Annotated in this window: 20 protein-coding genes; 7 read left to right on the top strand and 13 right to left on the bottom strand. The window is 75.3% G+C overall.

Translation table 11 applies throughout. The features are described from left to right. Positions 1-49: 49 nt before the first annotated feature. A complete protein-coding gene (locus DLJ47_RS21370; RefSeq protein WP_109902069.1) occupies positions 50-964 on the bottom strand; it encodes a sigma-70 family RNA polymerase sigma factor in 915 nt (304 codons plus the stop codon). Between the two features lie 120 nt (positions 965-1,084). Between DLJ47_RS21370 and DLJ47_RS21365 the strand changes: the two genes are divergently transcribed. After that, positions 1,085-1,729, top strand: coding sequence for a TetR/AcrR family transcriptional regulator (locus DLJ47_RS21365; protein WP_109902067.1), 645 nt, complete (start codon positions 1,085-1,087; stop codon positions 1,727-1,729). Between the two features lie 7 nt (positions 1,730-1,736). Here the strand turns inward: DLJ47_RS21365 and DLJ47_RS21360 are convergent, their stop codons facing one another. From DLJ47_RS21360 to DLJ47_RS21345, 4 genes are read right to left on the bottom strand one after another with little or no spacing between them, the layout of a single operon-like run. Further along, positions 1,737-2,762 (bottom strand): tetratricopeptide repeat protein, encoded by a 1,026-nt coding sequence (locus DLJ47_RS21360; protein WP_109902065.1) that lies wholly within the window; start codon positions 2,760-2,762, stop codon positions 1,737-1,739. Positions 2,763-2,772: 10 nt separating this feature from the next. Then, a complete protein-coding gene (ispF, locus tag DLJ47_RS21355) occupies positions 2,773-3,255 on the bottom strand; it encodes a 2-C-methyl-D-erythritol 2,4-cyclodiphosphate synthase (protein WP_109902063.1) in 483 nt (160 codons plus the stop codon). A gap of 16 nt (positions 3,256-3,271) precedes the next feature. Beyond that, a complete protein-coding gene (gene ispD, locus DLJ47_RS21350; protein ID WP_109902061.1) occupies positions 3,272-3,967 on the bottom strand; it encodes a 2-C-methyl-D-erythritol 4-phosphate cytidylyltransferase in 696 nt (231 codons plus the stop codon). Positions 3,968-4,023: 56 nt separating this feature from the next. Then, the gene (locus tag DLJ47_RS21345; protein WP_007073334.1) at positions 4,024-4,509 is read right to left on the bottom strand and encodes a CarD family transcriptional regulator; all 486 of its coding nucleotides are present in this window, start codon (positions 4,507-4,509) and stop codon (positions 4,024-4,026) included. 326 nt (positions 4,510-4,835) lie between these two features. On the opposite strand from DLJ47_RS21345, the gene DLJ47_RS21340 reads away from it, so the two are divergent. After that, on the top strand, positions 4,836-5,504 hold the full coding sequence (locus DLJ47_RS21340) for a hypothetical protein (RefSeq protein ID WP_109902059.1): 669 nt from the start codon (positions 4,836-4,838) through the stop codon (positions 5,502-5,504). A 95-nt stretch (positions 5,505-5,599) separates the two neighbouring features. On the opposite strand, the gene DLJ47_RS21335 is transcribed toward DLJ47_RS21340, so the two are convergent. The 4 genes from DLJ47_RS21335 to DLJ47_RS21320 all read right to left on the bottom strand — a co-directional run bounded on the left by DLJ47_RS21335 (position 5,600) and on the right by DLJ47_RS21320 (position 9,358). After that, complete coding sequence (locus tag DLJ47_RS21335) at positions 5,600-6,220, bottom strand: hypothetical protein (RefSeq protein ID WP_109902057.1); 621 nt, start codon at positions 6,218-6,220, stop codon at positions 5,600-5,602. Positions 6,221-6,258: 38 nt separating this feature from the next. Then, positions 6,259-7,311 (bottom strand): type III polyketide synthase, encoded by a 1,053-nt coding sequence (locus tag DLJ47_RS21330; RefSeq protein WP_172899416.1) that lies wholly within the window; start codon positions 7,309-7,311, stop codon positions 6,259-6,261. An 85-nt stretch (positions 7,312-7,396) separates the two neighbouring features. Next, positions 7,397-8,563, bottom strand: a complete 1,167-nt coding sequence (locus DLJ47_RS21325) for an acyl-CoA dehydrogenase family protein (protein ID WP_109902055.1) — start codon at positions 8,561-8,563, stop codon at positions 7,397-7,399. Positions 8,564-8,608: 45 nt separating this feature from the next. After that, positions 8,609-9,358, bottom strand: coding sequence for a methyltransferase domain-containing protein (locus DLJ47_RS21320; protein WP_109902053.1), 750 nt, complete (start codon positions 9,356-9,358; stop codon positions 8,609-8,611). 46 nt (positions 9,359-9,404) lie between these two features. Here DLJ47_RS21320 and DLJ47_RS21315 point away from each other — a divergent pair, with 46 nt between their 5' ends. From DLJ47_RS21315 to disA, 4 genes are all read left to right on the top strand, one after another. Next, positions 9,405-10,244 carry a UbiA family prenyltransferase gene (locus DLJ47_RS21315; protein WP_109902051.1) on the top strand — a complete coding sequence of 280 codons (840 nt, stop codon included), beginning with the start codon at positions 9,405-9,407 and terminating at the stop codon, positions 10,242-10,244. A 140-nt stretch (positions 10,245-10,384) separates the two neighbouring features. Continuing rightward, entirely contained in the window at positions 10,385-11,152 is a 768-nt protein-coding gene (locus DLJ47_RS21310; RefSeq protein ID WP_109902049.1) for a hypothetical protein, read from the top strand. 89 nt (positions 11,153-11,241) lie between these two features. Further along, positions 11,242-12,693, top strand: a complete 1,452-nt coding sequence (gene radA / locus DLJ47_RS21305; protein ID WP_109902047.1) for a DNA repair protein RadA — start codon at positions 11,242-11,244, stop codon at positions 12,691-12,693. Between the two features lie 140 nt (positions 12,694-12,833). After that, positions 12,834-14,015, top strand: coding sequence for a DNA integrity scanning diadenylate cyclase DisA (gene disA / locus DLJ47_RS21300; protein ID WP_088997993.1), 1,182 nt, complete (start codon positions 12,834-12,836; stop codon positions 14,013-14,015). A gap of 31 nt (positions 14,016-14,046) precedes the next feature. Here disA and DLJ47_RS21295 read toward each other — a convergent pair whose 3' ends face one another. The 3 genes from DLJ47_RS21295 to DLJ47_RS21285 all read right to left on the bottom strand — a co-directional run bounded on the left by DLJ47_RS21295 (position 14,047) and on the right by DLJ47_RS21285 (position 16,045). Further along, entirely contained in the window at positions 14,047-14,754 is a 708-nt protein-coding gene (locus DLJ47_RS21295; protein ID WP_109902045.1) for a hypothetical protein, read from the bottom strand. Between the two features lie 197 nt (positions 14,755-14,951). Further along, entirely contained in the window at positions 14,952-15,536 is a 585-nt protein-coding gene (locus DLJ47_RS21290) for a peptide deformylase (RefSeq protein ID WP_109902043.1), read from the bottom strand. Then, a complete protein-coding gene (locus DLJ47_RS21285; protein WP_088996390.1) occupies positions 15,533-16,045 on the bottom strand; it encodes a glycine cleavage system protein R in 513 nt (170 codons plus the stop codon). Before DLJ47_RS21285 ends, DLJ47_RS21290 begins: the two co-directional genes overlap by 4 nt. A gap of 96 nt (positions 16,046-16,141) precedes the next feature. On the opposite strand from DLJ47_RS21285, the gene DLJ47_RS21280 reads away from it, so the two are divergent. Further along, entirely contained in the window at positions 16,142-17,035 is an 894-nt protein-coding gene (locus DLJ47_RS21280) for an A/G-specific adenine glycosylase (protein ID WP_109902041.1), read from the top strand. 71 nt (positions 17,036-17,106) lie between these two features. On the opposite strand, the gene DLJ47_RS37010 is transcribed toward DLJ47_RS21280, so the two are convergent. After that, positions 17,107-17,366: hypothetical protein (locus DLJ47_RS37010; protein WP_233257933.1), on the bottom strand; the 260-nt coding region annotated here is incomplete at its 5' end.

Here is a 17,366-nt window from a genome sequence, read left to right as displayed (position 1 = left end):
CGGGTGGGCGGGGTGGTCTTGTCGAAGGTCAAGCTGCTCTCCCTTCTGCTCAGGCGGCCAGGAGGTCGGCCAGGACGCGGGTCCGGGCGGGGTGGCGGAGTTTGGACATCGCCTTGGCCTCGATCTGGCGGATGCGTTCCCGGGTCAGGCCGAGCACCCGGCCGATCTCGTCCAGGGTGCGCGGCTCCGCGTCGGCGAGGCCGTACCGCTGGGCGATGACCGTCGCCTCCCGCTCGCTGAGGGCGGACAGCGCGGTGTCCAGGTAGGAACGCAGTGAGCCGGCGGCCACCTGGGCGGCCGGATCCGGTGCGTCGTCGGTGAGGAAGTCGCCGAGTTGGGCGCCGTCCTCGCCGACCGGGGCGTGCAGCGAGACCGGCTCCCGGTCGTACCGCAGCGCCTGCTCGACCTTCTCGGGAGCCAGGTCGAGCTCGACAGCGATCCGCGCGGCGGTCGGCTCCTCCCCGAGGTCCCGGAGCAGGGTGCGGCGGACCCGGTGCACCCGGTTGATCAGCTCGGCCATGTGCGCGGGCACCCGGATGGTGCGGCTCTGGTCGGCCAGCGCGCGGCCGAGCGCCTGCTTGATCCACCAGGTGGCGTAGGTGGAGAACTTCAGCCCGCGCCGGTGGTCGAACTTCGCCACCGCGCGCATCATCCCGATGACGCCCTCCTGGACCAGGTCCGGCAGCGGCAGCCCACCCTCGCGGACGTACCGCCGGGCGATCGAGACGACCAGGCGGAGGTTGGCCTCGATCATGTGCTGCCGGGCCCGCCGACCGTCGGCGGCCAGCCGCTCGCAGGTGGCCCGCTCGTCAGCGGTCAGCCCGTCCGGATCGGCGTCCAGACGGTGCTGGGCGAGCGCCCCGGCCTCGATCCGCGCGCCCAGCTCCACCTCCTGCTCGGCGGTGAGCAGCGGGGTCCGGCCGATCTCCCGGAGGTAGGCACCCACCGAATCGGTCACGGTCATGAGCGATCTCCCTTCGACGGCCCGAGCGGGCGCAGCAGCGCCTCGATGCGACCTAAACTTATGCTCGACCTATAAAGATGTCAACAACAAATTTGGGACGGATACAGGTATGCTCGCGTCATGAGCGGACAGACGACCGGGCTGCGGGCCCTGAAGAAGCGCCAGACCAGGGAGAACATCTCCCAACAGGCGACCAGGCTGTTTCTGGAGCGCGGCTTCGACAACGTCACGATCGCCGAGATCGCCGCCGCCGCGCAGGTGGCCAAGATGACGGTCACCAACTACTTCCCGCGCAAGGAGGACCTCGCGCTCGACCTGCGGGACGCGTTCGTCGAAGGGCCGGTCACCACCGTGCGCGAACGCCGCCCCGGCGAGTCGGCACTGGCCGCGCTGCGCCGGGAGTACCTGGCCGCCGCGGCCGCGCACGACCCGGTCATCGGCTTCACCGGCCCGGAGTTCGCCCGCATGGTCACCGGCAGTCCCGCGCTGGCCGCCCGGCTGCGCGAGTTCCACGACGACCGGGAGCGGGCGCTGGCCCGCGTACTCGCCGAGGAGACCGGTGCGGACCCCGGCGACCTCCTGCCGCGGGTCGCCGCGGCTCAGCTGGGCGGCGTCCTCCGGCTGCTGCTCGAGGAGACGCTACGTCTGACGCTGACGGGTCACGGCAACGACGAGATCGCCCGGATCGTCACCGCGCACGTCCGCACCGCCTTCGGCGCGCTGGAGCCCTCCCTCGGCGCCTACGCCGTCCGTCCCGCTCCCTGACGAGGGCTCAGAACTGGCTACGGGTGAAGACGGCGAACTCGGCCGCGGCGGCGGTGGCGATGGCGAGGACCAGCGGCCACGGGGTGCCGACCAGGGCGTAGAGCAGGATCAGCAGGGGCGCGCCGGCGGCCGCGTAGACGGCGAGGGCGAGCATCCGGTCGGAGCGGAGCAGGCTGGGCAGGATCGTCCGGGTCAGGCCGGGCAGCTTGGCGGCGAACCGCCAGACCACCAGCGCGCCGCCGAGCGCCGCGAACGCCGCCGCGACCCGGGACAGCCCCTCGCTCCCGGGCGCCATGCAGGCGATCACGACGGCGGCGATCATCGTCCAGCCCGCGCCGTAGAGCACGAGCTGGCGTACGCCGGTGGAGATGGTGCGGCCGGAGTCGATCCGGCCCGGGCTCATCGCCGCGGCCTCGGCCAGGTGCTCCAGCGCGTCGCTCCAGCGGCGCTGCTCCAGCCGGAGCACGCCGATGTCGTGCCGCGCCTCGGCCAGCTGCGGGTCCAGCCGCAGCGCCTCCCGGTAGGCCCGCTCGGCCAGGTCGAACAGCTCCATGTTGGCGGCGACCAGGCCGAGCACCAGGTGCGCCTGCGGCTCCTCGGGCGCCAGCTCGACCCCCCGCCAGGCCGCGTTCAGCGCCAGCTGCCCGTTGCGCGAGCCGGCCAGGATCGCGGCCGCGCTCCGCTGGGCGTACGCGTCGTCGGGGCCGAGCGCCAGGATCTGGTCGGCGGTACGGGCCGACTCGGTGTACCGCTCCAGATCGGCCAGCGCCATTCCCCGGGCGACCAGCGCCGGGACCGCGTCCGGTGCGGCGGCGACCGCGGCGTCGGCGGCGGTGAGCGCCTCGGCCGGCCGGTCGGCGGCCAGGTGCACCCGGGCCAGGATGGTGAGCGCCTGGGGGTTCTCCGGTTCCAGGGCGACCGCGTAGCCGACCTCCGCGGCGGCCTCGTCGTAGCGGCCGAGTTCGGCGAGGAGTTGGGCGCGCTGGAGGTAGCCGTCGGCGGCGGACCGGTCGGAGGTGGCGTCGCTGGACATCGCGGCGAGCCTAGGCGTCCGGCGCCGGGTACACCAGGGCCACCGCGATCCCGGTGAGCCCCTCGCCCCGGCCGGGGAAGCCGAGCCCGTCGGTGGTGGCCGCGGAGACGCTGACCGGCGCGCCGACCGCCGCCGAGAGCACCTGCTCGGCCTCCGCCCGGCGCGGGCCGATCTTCGGCCGGTTGCCGATCACCTGCACCGACACGTTGCCGATGGCGAATCCGGCGGCCCGGACCCGGCGGGCGCTCTCGGTGAGCAGGGCGACGCCGGACGCGCCGGCCCACTCCGGCTCGGACACCCCGAAGTTGGCGCCCAGGTCGCCGAGGCCGGCGGCGGAGAGCAGCGCGTTGCAGGCCGCGTGCGCGGCCACGTCGGCGTCCGAGTGACCGGCCAGACCGTCCTGGTCGGGCCAGAGCAGGCCGGCCACCCAGCACGGCCGGCCGGGCGCGAAGGCGTGCACGTCGGTGCCGATGGCCACCCGGGGAACGATCATGGACAGAGGGTACGCGTCAGCCGCCGGTGGCCAGCAGGTGCTCGGCCAGCGCCAGGTCGAACGGGCGGGTGATCTTCAGCGCGTACTCGGAGCCGGGGACGCAGCGCACCGGCACGCCCTGCTTCTCGACCAGGCCGGCGTCGTCGGTGAGCGGGTCGCCGGCGGCGGCGTGCGCGGCGGTCAGCACAGCGCGACGGAAGCCCTGCGGGGTCTGCACCGCCCGCAGCGCGGAGCGGTCGACGGTGCCGAGGACGACCTCGTCGGCGCCGACCTCCTTGACCGTGTCGACCACCGGGAGCACCGGGATCACCGCGTCGTGGCCGGCCCGGACCGCCGCCGCGACGGATTCCACCAGCTCGGGCGGGGTGAGCGCGCGGGCCGCGTCGTGCACCAGGACGATCTCGGGGCCGGCGGGCACCGCGGCCAGCGCGGCGGCCACCGACGCCTGCCGTTCCGCGCCGCCGGGCACCACGGTCACCGGGGCGACCGGGGCGAGCAGCGCGCGGACGGCGGCCACCTCGGCGGCCGGGGCGGCCACCACGATGGTGTGCACCGACGGTGCGGCGGCCAGCCGGCGGACCGCGTGCACCAGCAGCGGCTCCCCGGCGAGCGGGCGCAGCGCCTTGGGCCGGCCGGGGCCGAGGCGTACGCCGGCACCGGCCGCAGGCACGAGGACCGCGACGTCACCGCGCGGATTGAGCTGCGCGGTCACGTCGCGGTCCTCGGTGGTTTCTTCGCTACGAATCGGGTACGACGATGCTGTGGGGACTAGGCCTCGGTGAGCACCTTGTCGAGCAGCGTCTCCGCCTCGTCCTTGGTGCTCTTCTCGGCCAGCGCGACCTCGCCGACGAGAATGTCGCGGGCCTTGGCGAGCATGCGCTTCTCACCCGCGGAAAGACCCCGCTCCCGCTCCCGGCGCCACAGGTCGCGGACGACCTCGGCGACCTTCAGCGGGTTGCCGGAGGCCAGCTTCTCCAGATTCGCCTTGTAACGCCGCGACCAGTTGGTCGGCTCCTCGGTGTGCGGAGCCCGGAGAACGTCGAAGACCTTGCCCAGGCCCTCTTCGCCGACCACCTCGCGCACACCCACGATCTCGGCGTTCTCAGCGGGTACCCGGACCGTCAGGTCACCCTGCGCGACCCTCAGGACGAGGTACTGCTTAGGCTCGCCCTTGATGACCCGAGTCTCGATTGCCTCGATGAGTGCGGCCCCGTGGTGGGGGTAAACAACGGTCTCGCCGACACTGAAAACCATAGGTTCGAAACCCCTTTCGCTGTGTCTAGGGTAACACGCTCAGGCACCGATGTCTCACCGCTGTCCTGACCGTTGGCGCAGCTCAGGGGCCCTGTGAGAGGTATTTCTTCAGCTTGACAGGACGTCAAACCGATGGTTTGAACACGCTCCGTGACGTACGGATGACGTCCCGGTACGAGTGACGCGAACGTCGAGATCAAGGGCTATGCGCTCGACTCATGGTATCCCGGTACGAGCCGGTGCGCCCAGGTGTAGCGGTAGGAGGCCGGGTGCGGGACGCTGGAGGACGAGCCGCTGTCCGCTCCCGAGCCGTTCCAGGGGGTCCGATGGGCAAGCCTGACGCCGACGGCCCCGGACTGCCCGACCTGCCCCCCGAGTGGGGCCGGGTGGTCGTCCCGGACGACGCCTCCGCGCTGGCCGACGAGGCCGCCCGGGTCCGCCGCGAGCTGCGCCGCTCCGGCCCGGCCCGCCCCGCGCTCGCCTTCCCGCTGCTCGTCCTGCTGGTCGCGGTGCTCACCACGGTCGCCGGGCTGTTCGCGGTGACCTGGCCCCGGTCGTCGCGCACCGACGAGCCGACCGTCGTACCCCGGCCGACGCCCGCCGAGCTGGCCGGCCGGCCGCTGCCGGCGCTGGACCTGGTCGACGCCGGGCAGTCGCCGGTGCCGCTACGCGGCCTGCTGCCCGCGGTGATCGTCCTGGTCGACGGCTGCGCCTGCGCGGACCGGGTGGTCGAGGCCGCTGCCGCCGCGCCGGCCGGGGTCACCGTGGTCACCGTCACCGGCGACCGGACGGTGGCCACCACCCCGTCCCCCGGCCCGGGCGTCCGCCCGCTCGCCGACCCGGCCGGTGGGCTGCGCGCGTTCCTGCACCTGCCGGCCCGTCCCGGCACCGCCACCGTGCTCCTGGTGGACCGCTCCGGAGTGCTGCTGCGGGTGGTGCCGGAGGTGCACTCGGTCGAGGACTACCGGGCCGACCTGGCCCGCCTCGCCCGCTGACCTGATCCGCCCGCGCCCGTGCCGGGTCCGCCCGCTGACCGGAACCGGCCCGCGCCGCGCCGCGCCGCGCCGGCCCGGCCCGGCCGGTTCGCCGGTCAGGGCACCGCGACCAGTCGCGCCTCGACCCGGACCGGTTCGGCCCCGGCGGTCGACAGGGTGACCCGCAACGGCCCGCCCCGGCCGATCGCCTGGGTGGTGACCAGCGAGCCGTCGCAGCCGCTGGTCAACGGATCGCCGGCCCGCGCGCCGAGCACCGAGACCCGAAGTTCGCCCGGCCCGGTGCAGCGGAACTGGAGCACGTGGCGGGCGCCGTACCCGGTGGCGGTCTGCCGGGTGACCGGGCGCTCCTGGGTGAGGACGGTCCGCTCCCGCCAGATCAGCTCGCCGGGCCGGTCGAGCCAGCCGTCGTCGTCGTACCGCCGGAAGGGCTCGACGGCCCCGGCGGCCGGCTGCGGGTCCATCCGCATGGCGGCGCCGGTGACCGGGTCGACCCGGAAGGTCACGCTGCGCTCCGGATCCCCCACCACCTCGAAGCGGGGCGCGGACGACGCGGGCGACGCTGTCGGCGCTGTGGGCGGCGGCCCGGTGACCGGCGCGTTCGCCCGCCACCACGAGCCACCGGCGATCAGCGCGGCGACCCCCAGACCGGCCAGTACGCCGGCCCGCAACCGGTCGCCGGCCCCGCTGGGCGGCCGGCCATCCGCCTCGGCGTCCATGCGGCGAGGGTAACCGCCGCCGGCCCGGTCCGTCGCGTTCAGTCCCGCCGTTCGAGCAGCGCGGCGTAGAGGGTCAGGCCCGGCCCGAAGGCCAGCATCAGCACCCGCTGCGGCGGCGCCGCGGCCCGGCACAGCCGGTCCAGGATCAGCAGGACGGTCGGCGACGAGCAGTTGCCGTGCTCGTCCAGGGTGGCCCGGGACGCGGCCAACCCCGCCGGCGGCAGCGCCAGCTCCCGCTCCACCACGTTGAGGATGCGGGGCCCGCCGGGGTGCACCGCCCAGCCGTCCACCCCGGACAGGGTGGCGCCGTGCCGGCCCAGCAGGTCGTCGACCAGGCCCCGGACGTGGGTGGAGAGCACCTGTGGCACCTTCGGCGAGAGCCCCATCCGGAAGCCGGTGTCGGTGACGTCCCAGGTCATGTGGTCGGCGGTCGAGGTGTCGGTGACCGAGGTGACCTCGCGCACCGCGTACCCCCGACCGTCGGGCACCACCACGGCGGCGACCGCGGCGTCCGAGAAGAGCGCGTGCGAGACGATCTGCTGGGTGTCCACCCGGGCGCTGGACGGCTGGATGTGCAGGCTGGTCAGCTCGGCACAGAGCAGCAGCGCCGGCCGGCCGCGGGCGGTGACGAAGTCGCTCGCCGCGCCCAGCCCGGGCAGCGCGGCGTAGCAGCCCATGTGGCCGACGAACATCCGCTGGGTTTCCGGCGCCATGCCCAGGTCGCGGGCGAGCAGGATGTCCAGGCCCGGGGTGGCGTAGCCGGTGCACGAACAGACGATGAAGAGGCCGATGTCACCGGCGGCCAGCCCGGCCGCGGTGAGCGCCCGCCCCACCGCCTCCTTGCCCAGCGGCAGCGCCTCCACCTGGTAGCGGCGCATCCGCCGTTCGGTGGGCCAGTCGGAGACGTCCTCCAGCAGCGGGTTGACCGCGGCCTGGCGGCGGGTCACCCCGGAGTGGGCGAAGATCCGCTCCGCCAGGGCCCGGGTGGTGCCGGAGAAGTGTCGGGAGAAGAACCCGGCCCACAGCTCGTCCTGCGCGGCGGACGGCGGGTGCGCCGTACCGAGACCCGCGATCACTGGCACGGCCACCATGCTCCACCTCTCGTCGTGGTCCCCTGCACGTCCACCATGGCGTCCCTGGTCCAGGGTGCGCGCCGGTCCGGTGAACTCCTCGTGTTCACCAACGAGGCGCCGACCCGTCGCGGTCCGGGTCACCGCCCAGCGCCGCGATGCCGAGCCAGTCGGCACACACGTCGGAGGTGGCCGGGTGCAGCGACCCGCAGCGGGCGTCCCGGTAGAGCCGCTCCAGGGGATGCCCCCGACGGGTGGCCGAGGTGCCGGCCGCCTCCAGCATGGATGCCGCGACGTCCGCCGCGGTGGTGCCGGCGAGCAGCTTGGCCCGCCACACCCAGCGGTTGGTCTCCGCGTCGCCCGGCGCCTCGTCCACCCGGCGGGCCGCCTCCTCGACCACCAGCTGGGCCGCCGCCACCGCCGCGTCGGCCCGGCCGAGCCGGGCGCGGACCGCGGGCAGGCCGGCGAGGTTCCGCGCGTTCAGGTGCTCGGCGGCCGCGTCGACCGCCGCCCGGGCCACCCCGACGTAGACCGCGGCGTAGCTGGCCACCAGCCAGTGCGGCATCAGCTGGGCGACCACCAGGGCCAACCCCTCCACCCCGCCGAGCAGCCGGTCGGTCGGCACGGTGACGTCCAGGTGCAGGTCGTGCGAGGCGGTCGCCCGCATGCCGAGCGAGTCCCAGCTCGGCTCGACGGTCAGGCCGTCGCCGGCCGGGACCAGGAACTGGGAGACCACCGACTGGTCGGCGACGCCGCGCGCGGCCACCAGGTAACCGTCCGCGTGCCCGGCGCCGGAGCAGAAGGTCTTGCTGCCCTTGATCCGGTAGCCGCCGTCGACCGGCTCGTAGACCGTGGCCAGCTGGGAGAGGCGGGCGCCGGCGCCCCGCTCGCTCATCGCCACCGCGTACCAGGACCCCTGGGCGGCGGCGGAGAGCAGCCGGTCGCGGGCGACCAGCGCCTCGTCCGGCACGCCGAGCGCCGCGGCCAGCTCCTCGGTGACCGCGCCGAGCGCGCCGGTGACCGAGGCGTGCATGTTGAAGACCAGGGCGGTGGCGCCGTTGCCCCGGGCCAGCTCGGTGGCGACGGCCGCGTACTCGGCGAACGTGGCCCCCAGCCCGCCCAGTTCGCGGGGGACCATCAGGCCGAACAGCCCGGCCTCCCGCAGGTCGTGGAAGTCCGCCACCGGGAACGAGCCGTCCCGGTCGTGATCCCCCGCCCGAGCGGCGAACCGCGGCGCCAACCGCCGAGCCGCCTCCAGCGCGTGCAGCGTCATACCCGCCCCCTCCTCGGCCCAGTCCTTACCCCCGCGCGGACCGGGCTACCCGCTTCGTGTGCCACGCCCCTGATAGAGCACCGCCGTCGACCAGGTCGGCACGATCCGGGGCGGCGGACCGGCGTCCGTCGCGTCCGGACGGTTGCCGTCCCGCATCCGCCGCAGCAGCCAGCCCAGCAGGCCACCGATCGCCGGCCGGACGCCGCGCAGCCGCAGCCGTACGCCGTGCCGCTCGCACTCCGCCACCAGCGCGCGGGCGTCCACGAACAACCGTGGGTCGTGGATTCCGCGCGGCACCGTGGGCAGCCGCTCGGCGATCCGGACCGCGAGCAGCCGGCTCAGCGCGGTGTCGTTGAGGGTGTCCAGCACGAGCAGACCGCCCGGCCGGAGCAGCCGGCACGCCTCGGCCACCGCGGCCCGCCAGTCCGGCACGTGCTCCAGCAGTTCGCCGGCGGCCACCACGTCAGCGCAGCCGTCGGCCAGCGGCACCGCCGTGGCGTCGCCCTGGACCACCGTCACCCCGTGCTCGGCGGCCTGTGCCAGGGCCGACCGGGTGAGGTCCACCCCGACGTGCCGGTAGCCCTTGCCGGCCAGGTGCGGGGCGAGCAGCCCGGCGCCGCAGCCCAGGTCGACCAGGAGCGCGCCGGGCCGGGACGCCGGCGGTACCAGTGCCGCCCGGGCCTCGGCCAGCCAGTGCAGCATGGCGAACGCGCCGTCCGGCCGCCACCATTCGCCGGCCAGGTCGTCGTACTGGCGCGGATCGTTGCGCGGCAGGGTGCGGCCCGCGTCTCGCATGGCTCCGAGCGTGGCACGACTCACCGGTAACGACCAGACTTCCGTTATGTCGTCGACGGTGTTAGGGCTGGTCAGGGCGAGCCATCCGGAACCGGCCGCGGCGGTCACCACAGTGGCCGGTCTGCTGGCCGTCGGGGTCGGGCACCGACCGTCCGGGGTGGTCGCCGTGGTGCTCACCGTGCTGGCCAGCCAACTCGCGGTCGGCTGGGCCAACGACGCGCTCGACGCCGGCCGGGACGCCACGGTGGGGCGTACCGACAAGCCGGTCGCCGCGGGCGCGGTCGGCCGGCGCACGGTTGCCCTGGCCGCGGCGGTGGCCGCGCTCGCCACCCCGGCGCTGGCCCTGGCCACCAACCCGCCGGCGGCGCTCTGCGCCACCGCCGGCCTGGTCTCCGCGCTGCTCTACGACTGGCCGCTGAAGTCCAGCCCGGTCTCGGTGCTGCCGTACGCGGTCTCCTTCGGGTCGCTGCCCGCCTTCGTGGTGCTGGCGCTGCCCGGCGCGCCCGCGCCGCCGGTCTGGCTGGTGGCCGCCGCGGCCTGTCTGGGCGCCGGCGCGCACTTCGCCAACGTCCTGCCCGATCTCGCCGACGACGCCCGGACCGGGGTGCGCGGGCTGCCGCACCGGCTCGGGCCGGCCGGCAGCCGGGTGGCCGCCGCCGGGCTGCTGCTCGCGGCGACGGCCACGCTGGTGGTCGGGCCGCCCGGCCCGCCGTCGGGGGTCGGCCTGGCCGCGGTGGCGGCCGCCGTCGTGGTGCCGCCGCTGAGCTGGTACGGCGGGCGCGCCACCGCCCGGGCCGGCGGCCGCCCGGTGGCCGCCTTCCGGGCCGTCATGCTGGTGGCCCTGATCGACGTGGTGCTGCTGGTGAGCAGCGGGCGGGTGGTCTGAGGTCCCCCCGGCAGGTGGCATCCCCGGGTCGGCGTGCGGGCCTCGATCAGCCCCAACTACCCTGGAGCGCGGTCTGCGCGGGCATGGCCACCGTGTGCCCGGGCACAGGACCGGGTGGGATCGTGACGAGGAGGACCGACGTGACGCGCTCGATCAGGGGTTCCCGGCGGGCGGCCCTGGTGCTGTCCGGGGTGGCTGCGGCGACCGGACTGCTGCTGTCCGGGTGCGGCGCCGGCCAGGTCTCCGAGACCGCCAACAAGGAGCCGTCGGTCCAGGGCGTGAACCTCAGCACCAGCAACGGTGAGTACGCCGTCCGCGGCCTGCTGGTCGAGTTCCCCGGCATCGAGGGCTACCAGGCCGGCGCGAACGCGCTGCTGAGCGCCGTGATCTACAACGACTCGCGGAACCCGGTCACGGTCACCGTCAGCAGCCAGGACGCCCGCGACGTGGTGATCACCGGCGACGGCGCGGCGGCCAGCCCGTCCGCCACCCCGACGCAGGAGGCCTCCCCGACGGCCACGCCGTCGGCCACCCCGACCGGCACGGCCAGCCCGACCGGCACGGCCACCCCGACCGGCACCGCCAGCCCGTTCGTGCCCCCGTCGCCGTCGGCGACCCCGTCCGTCCCGGCCGGCGGGCCGGCCCGGATCGAGATCCCGCCGCTGAGCTACGTGCAGCTCAACTCCGAGGCGAACCGGATCCTCCAGCTGATCGGGCTGAACGAGGCGGTGCGCTCGGGGCAGAACGTCTTCGTCACCTTCGACTTCGGCAACGGCATCAGCCTCACCGGCCCGGCGCCGGTCGCGGTGCCGCTCACCCCGGCGGCTCCCCCGTCGCCGATCATCGAGCGCGAGGGCGGCTACGAGGGCCAGGAGGACGGCGGCGGGCACGGCGGCTCCGACCACTGACCGTCCGCACCAGCATCCGGCGACACCGCCGGCGTGGCGACCACCACGCCGGCGGTGTTTTCGTCGTACGCGGGGACTAACGTCCCGGTGTGACCACCTCCCGATCCACCTCACCGCGTGCCGGGGCGGCCGGGCGCGGCCGCGCCGCCGGCCGTGAGCCGCGCCCGGCCTACGAGTGCGACGCCTGCGGCCACCAGCCGCCCAAGTGGGTCGGGCGCTGCCCGGAGTGCGGCGAGTGGGGCTCGGTGGTCGAGTGCACGGTGACCGGCCCGACCGTCTCCGGGCGGGTGGTCAGCTCCCGGATGCCGGCCGAGCCGGCCCGGCCGATCGCCACCATCAGCGCCGCGCCCGCCCGGGCCCGGCCCACCGGGGTGGGCGAGCTCGACCGGGTGCTCGGCGGCGGCCTGGTCCCCGGCGCGGTGGTGCTGCTCGCCGGCGAGCCGGGCGTCGGCAAGTCCACCCTGCTGCTCGACGTGGCCCAGCAGTGGGCGGCCGGCGCGGGCAGCCCCTCGCTGGTGGTCAGCGGCGAGGAGTCGGTCAGTCAGGTGCGGCTGCGCGCCGAGCGGATGGGCACCCTGCACGACCAGCTCTACCTGGCCGCCGAGAGCGACCTGGCCGCGGTGCTCGGGCACCTCGACGCGGTCAAGCCGGGCCTGCTGGTGCTCGACTCCGTGCAGACCATCTCGACCACCGGCACCGAGGGCGTGCCCGGCGGGGTGACCCAGGTCCGGGCGGTGACCGCCGCCCTGGTCGCGGTGGCCAAGGAGCGTGGTATCGCCACCGTGCTGGTCGGCCACGTCACCAAGGACGGGCAGGTGGCCGGGCCCCGGGTGCTCGAGCACCTGGTCGACGTGGTGCTGCACTTCGAGGGCGACAAGCACTCCTCGCTGCGGATGGTGCGCGGCGTCAAGAACCGGTTCGGCGCCGCCGACGAGGTGGGCTGCTTCGAGATGCACGAGGGCGGCATCAGCAGCCTGGCCGACCCGTCCGGGCTCTTCCTCACCCGCTACTCCGAGCCGGTGCCGGGCACCTGCGTCACGGTGGCGATGGAGGGGCGGCGGGCGCTGGTCACCGAGGTGCAGGCGCTGATCGGCGCCACGGTCGCCGGCTCTCCCCGGCGGACGGTCTCCGGGCTCGACTCGGCCCGGCTGGCGATGGTGCTGGCGGTGCTCCAGCGGCGTACCGAGCGGCTGACCCTGCACGACCGGGAGGTCTTCGCCGCCACGGTGGGCGGCATCCGGGTGGTGGAGCCGGCGGCCGACCTGGCCGTCGCCCTCGCGGTCGCCTCCGGCGGGCTCAACCTGGCCATCGCCCCGCACCTGGTGGCGATCGGCGAGGTCGGTCTGACCGGCGAGGTCCGGCGGGTCGGCGCGGTGCCCCGCCGGCTGGCCGAGGCGGCCCGGCTGGGCTTCCGCTACGCGCTCGTGCCGCCCGGCTGCGGCCCGGAGAGCACCGGCGTCACCTCGGAGCAGCTGCGCGTGACCGAGGTCACGGACGTCCGGGCGGCGCTCCAGGCGGCGGCGCGCGTCTCCGCGGAGTGACCGATGACGGTCGACGGCGGGCGGCCGGGGCGATACCGGGCACCCCGCCCGGGCCGTTGCGCACCACCCGCACCGGACATCGCGACACATCACAGTAACCACGACAGCACCCACCGCAGGGCAGTCCGTAGACTGTGCCCGTGCCGATCGACCGCGATACCACCAAGCCTGCCGGCGCGACGCCCCACGCCCGCACCGGCGCTGTGGGCTCGCCCGCCCGTCCGATCAGCGTCAACGTGACCGGGGGCGGCAGCTCCGCCGGCGATCCGCTGCGCGCCAACCTGGCGCTCATGGCGCCGGGCACCGCGCTGCGCGACGGTCTGGAACGGATCCTGCGCGGCCGTACGGGCGCGCTGATCGTCCTCGGTTACGACAAGGTCGTCGAGGGGCTCTGCACCGGCGGGTTCCCGCTGGACGTCGAGTTCTCCGCCACCCGGGTCCGGGAGCTGTGCAAGATGGACGGCGCAGTGGTGCTCTCCAGCGACGGCACCCGGATCGTCCGGGCCGCGGTGCACCTGATGCCCGACCCGACCATCCCCACCGAGGAGTCCGGCACCCGGCACCGCACCGCCGAACGGGTCGCCCGGCAGACCGGCTACCCGGTGATCTCGGTCAGCCAGTCCATGCGGATCATCAGCCTCTACGTCAACGGCCAGCGGCACGTGCTGGACGACTCGGCGGCCATCCTCTCCCGCGCCAACCAGGCGCTCGCCACGCTGGAGCGGTACAAGCTGCGGCTGGACGAGGTCTCCGGCACCCTCTCCGCGCTGGAGATCGAGGACCTGGTCACCGTACGCGACGCGGTGGCCGTGGTGCAGCGGCTGGAGATGGTCCGCCGGATCGCCGACGAGATCGCCGGCTACGTGGTGGAGCTGGGCACCGACGGCCGGCTGCTGGCACTCCAGCTCGACGAGCTGATGGCCGGCGTGGACGCCGACCGCACCCTGGTGATCCGGGACTACCTCCCGGCCGGCCGCAAGTCCCGCACCCTGGACGAGGCGCTGGTCGAGCTGGACCTGCTCGGCGCCACCGAACTGATCGACCTGGTCTCGGTCGCCAAGGCGATCGGCTACCCAGCCGCCTCGGACGCCCTGGACGCGGCGGTGAGCCCGCGCGGCTTCCGGCTGCTGGCCAAGGTGCCCCGGCTGCCGGTGGCCGTGGTCGACCGGCTGGTGCTGCACTTCGGCAGCCTCCAGCGGCTGCTCGGCGCGACAGTGGAGGACCTCCAGGCCGTCGAGGGGGTGGGCGACGCCCGCGCCCGCGGCGTACGGGAGGGCCTGTCCCGGCTCGCCGAGGCGTCCATCCTGGAACGCTACGTCTGACCCCGGCGCGCCGGCCTCGGGCGGTGGCCGGTCAGCCGGTGAGGGTGAGCTTCACCGGCTCGCTGAGCTTGCTGCCGACCCGGGCGAAGACCTGGTACGTCCCGGCCGGCGGCACCTCACCCGCGGCCACCCCGTTCGCGCACCGGCTGGACGCCTTGCCGTTCCAGCCGACCTGATAGGACCGCTCGAAGCCGGGCGTGAAGGACTGCACGTCGGAGCCCTTGCCGGTGCCACAGGTGTCGGACGACCAGATCTTCTCGGCCCCGGACTTGATGAACAGCTCCTGCACGTCGGCGCCGACGTCGCGGCTACAGGTCCGCTCGGACCGGTTCTTGATCTTCAGTTGCAGGTCCACCGTCGCGCCGCGGACCGCCGAGGCGGGCCGGGCGACCGGGGTCACGCTGATCTCGGCGTCCGTGCAGGTGCCGTCGTCGACCACCGGTGCACCGGGAACCGGGCCGTTGGTGACGGTCGGCTCGCCCGACGGGTCGACGGAGCCCGCGTCGCCCGACGGCGGCGCGCCGGTCTGCGGGGTGAGCACCGACCCGGTGGGTTCCGGCGAGGCGGCGGACGACGTCGCGCCGGCGCTCGGCTGCGCGTCGCCGGTCGCCTTCGGATCCGGATCCGAACCGGTGCAGGAATAGAGCAGGACAATCAGGAAAAGAAGCCCCGCTCCGAGTACGACGGCGCGACGCCGCCAGTAAACGGCGGGTGGCAGGGGGCCGACCGTCAGACGCATGATGCCCCCCACCGTAGCGGCGACCGCCGCACAGCCCGCCGCGACGCGCCGGGACGTCGACGGCTCACCGGACCTACCCTCCACTCACGACTGTTCCGCCCGCGCCCAGACGGTGCGGCCGACACCTGGCCGAGCCCGCTGGCGCCGCCGGCGACCCCTCGCGCCGCTGTCCCCGGGCCGGACCGCCGGCCGTCGGCTCAGAGATAGACCTTGCGCTGGTAGACGGCGTGCGCGCCGGCGACCCGGTCGAGGAAGAGCAGGCCGGCGCAGTGGTCGATCTCGTGCTGCAGGGCCCGGGCCTCGAACCCGTCGGTCACCAACCGGACCGGCGTGCCGGTGCCGGGCAGCACGCCCTCCACCACCAGCCGGCTGGCCCGCTTCACGTCACCGGTCAGGTCGGGCACGGACATGCAGCCCTCCCGCCCCGGCTTCCACCGGGTCGCCTCGACCACCCGGGCGTTGCAGAGCACGAAGGTGCCGTGCACGGTGACCGCCTTCGGGTGACCGGTGACGTCCACCGCGAAGACCTGCGCACCCACCCCGACCTGCGGGGCCGCCAGGCCGACGCAACCCGGCGACACCCGCATGGTGGCGATCAGGTCGGCGGCCAGCTGCACGGTCTCGGCCGAGGTCGGGTCCACCTCGCCGCCGGCCCGGCTGAGCACCGGGTGCGGGGCGGCCACCACCGTACGCACCTCGCCCGGCACGGCCAGCGCCTCCGGGGTCCAGTCGCCGAGGCCGGCGTACTCGTCGGCGTCCGGGGCGGTCGCGTCGCCGGTCACAACAGGTCCGGGTCGGCCGGCCGGAGGGTCACCCCCACGCCCAGTTCGGCCGCGGTCTCGGCGAGCCGGCCGGCGAGCGCGTCGGCGGTGCCGGGCGGGAGGTCCACCTCGGCGACCACCACGTACAGCGTCCCGGCCAGGCGGGTGCTCAGGTCGGTGACGTTGCCGCCCGCGTCGGCGAGCACCCGGGTCATCGCGGCCACGATGCCCAGCCGGTCGGCGCCGTGCACCGCCATCACGTACGGCTCGCCGCCCGGCGCCAGCTCACCGTCCGGGGTGACCGCCCGTACGGTCGCCAGCAGCTGGCCGTCGGCGGCGAGCGGGGCCAGCGCGGCCTCGACCTCGGCGGCGGCCGGGCCGACGCAGATCAGCGTCATCGCGAAGTGCCCCCGCAGCCGGGTCATCGTGCTGTCGGTGAGGTTCGCGCCGAGCCGGGCGAGCACCTCGGCGACGTCGGCCACGATGCCCGGCCGGTCCCGGCCGATGACGGTGATCGCGAGCTCGTTCATCCGGGCATTCTGCCCGATCCGCCCCCGGTCGCCGCGGCGGCCCGCCCGGGCCGCCCAACCTGCGGGACCGGGCCGCGTGACATCATCGGCCCCGCGATGAGTGCACCCACCTTCACCACCCTGGTCAGCCGGTGGTACCAAAAGAACGCCCGGGACCTGCCGTGGCGCGGACCGGACGTGAGCCCGTGGGCGATCCTGGTCAGCGAGGTCATGCTCCAGCAGACCCCGGTGGTCCGGGTGGTCCCCGCCTGGCAGGCGTGGCTGGCGCGCTGGCCGGAGCCGGCCGCGCTGGCGGCGGACACCCCGGCCGAGGCGATCCGGATGTGGGGGCGGCTCGGCTACCCCCGGCGGGCGGTCCGGCTGCGCGAGTGCGCGGTGGCGATCGTGCAGCGGCACGGCGGCCGGGTGCCGGACCGGTTGGACCAACTGCTGGCCCTGCCGGGCATCGGCACGTACACGGCCCGGGCGGTGGCCGCGTTCGCGTACGGGCAGCGGCACCCGGTGGTGGACACCAACGTCCGGCGGGTGGTCGCCCGGGCGGTGGCCGGCGAGCCGGACGCCGGACCGGTGACCCGACCCGCCGACCTGGTCGCCACCGAGGAACTGCTGCCCGCCGAGCCGGCCGCCGCGGCGCTGGCCAGCGCGGCGTTCATGGAGCTGGGCGCCGTCATCTGCACCGCCCGGGCACCCCGCTGCGACCGGTGCCCGGTCGAGTCGGTCTGCGCCTGGCGCGCCTCGGGACAGCCTGCGCCGACCGGCCCGACCCGGCGCCCACAGCGGTACGCCGGCACCGACCGGCAGGTCCGCGGGCTGTTGCTCGGGGTGCTGCGGGAGGCCACCGGCCCGGTGCCGCGGCAGCGACTCGACCAGGTGTGGGCGGACGACGTGCAGCGGTCCCGGGCGCTGGCCGCACTGGTGCAGGACGGCCTGGTGGAGCCGTTCGACGACTCCTCCTTCCGGCTGACCGGCGACACCCCCCTCCCCACCTGACCCCACGCCACCAGCCGCGCCGGGCCGGGCCGCGCCGGCCGCCCATGATCGTCTGATGTTGGGCAGGTGTTTCAACCGGCATACGCCCTGCCCTGCAACAGACGATCACTGCCAAGAGGCCGCGAGGCCGGCAGCCGAGCAGCCGGGCAGCCCCGGGAGGAGCCCCGGTGCAGGGCGGTCGGGCGGCGGGGACGCGGTGCCGGGCGGCCCGGTGTCGGGAAGGCCCGGTGTCGGGTGGCCCGGTGCCGGGTGGGCGCGGCGTGGCTGTAGCGGCCGGGGTAGGTGTGCGCGGAGGACAGGTGGTTCAGCACGGTGATCCGGGCCTCGGGGT

The organism is Micromonospora sp. S4605, from assembly GCF_003176715.1.
In the GTDB taxonomy this organism is placed as follows: Bacteria; Actinomycetota; Actinomycetes; order Mycobacteriales; family Micromonosporaceae; genus Micromonospora; species Micromonospora echinaurantiaca.
Note: the sequence above shows the minus strand (reverse complement) of the source record. Positions and strands in the feature narration are given on the sequence as shown.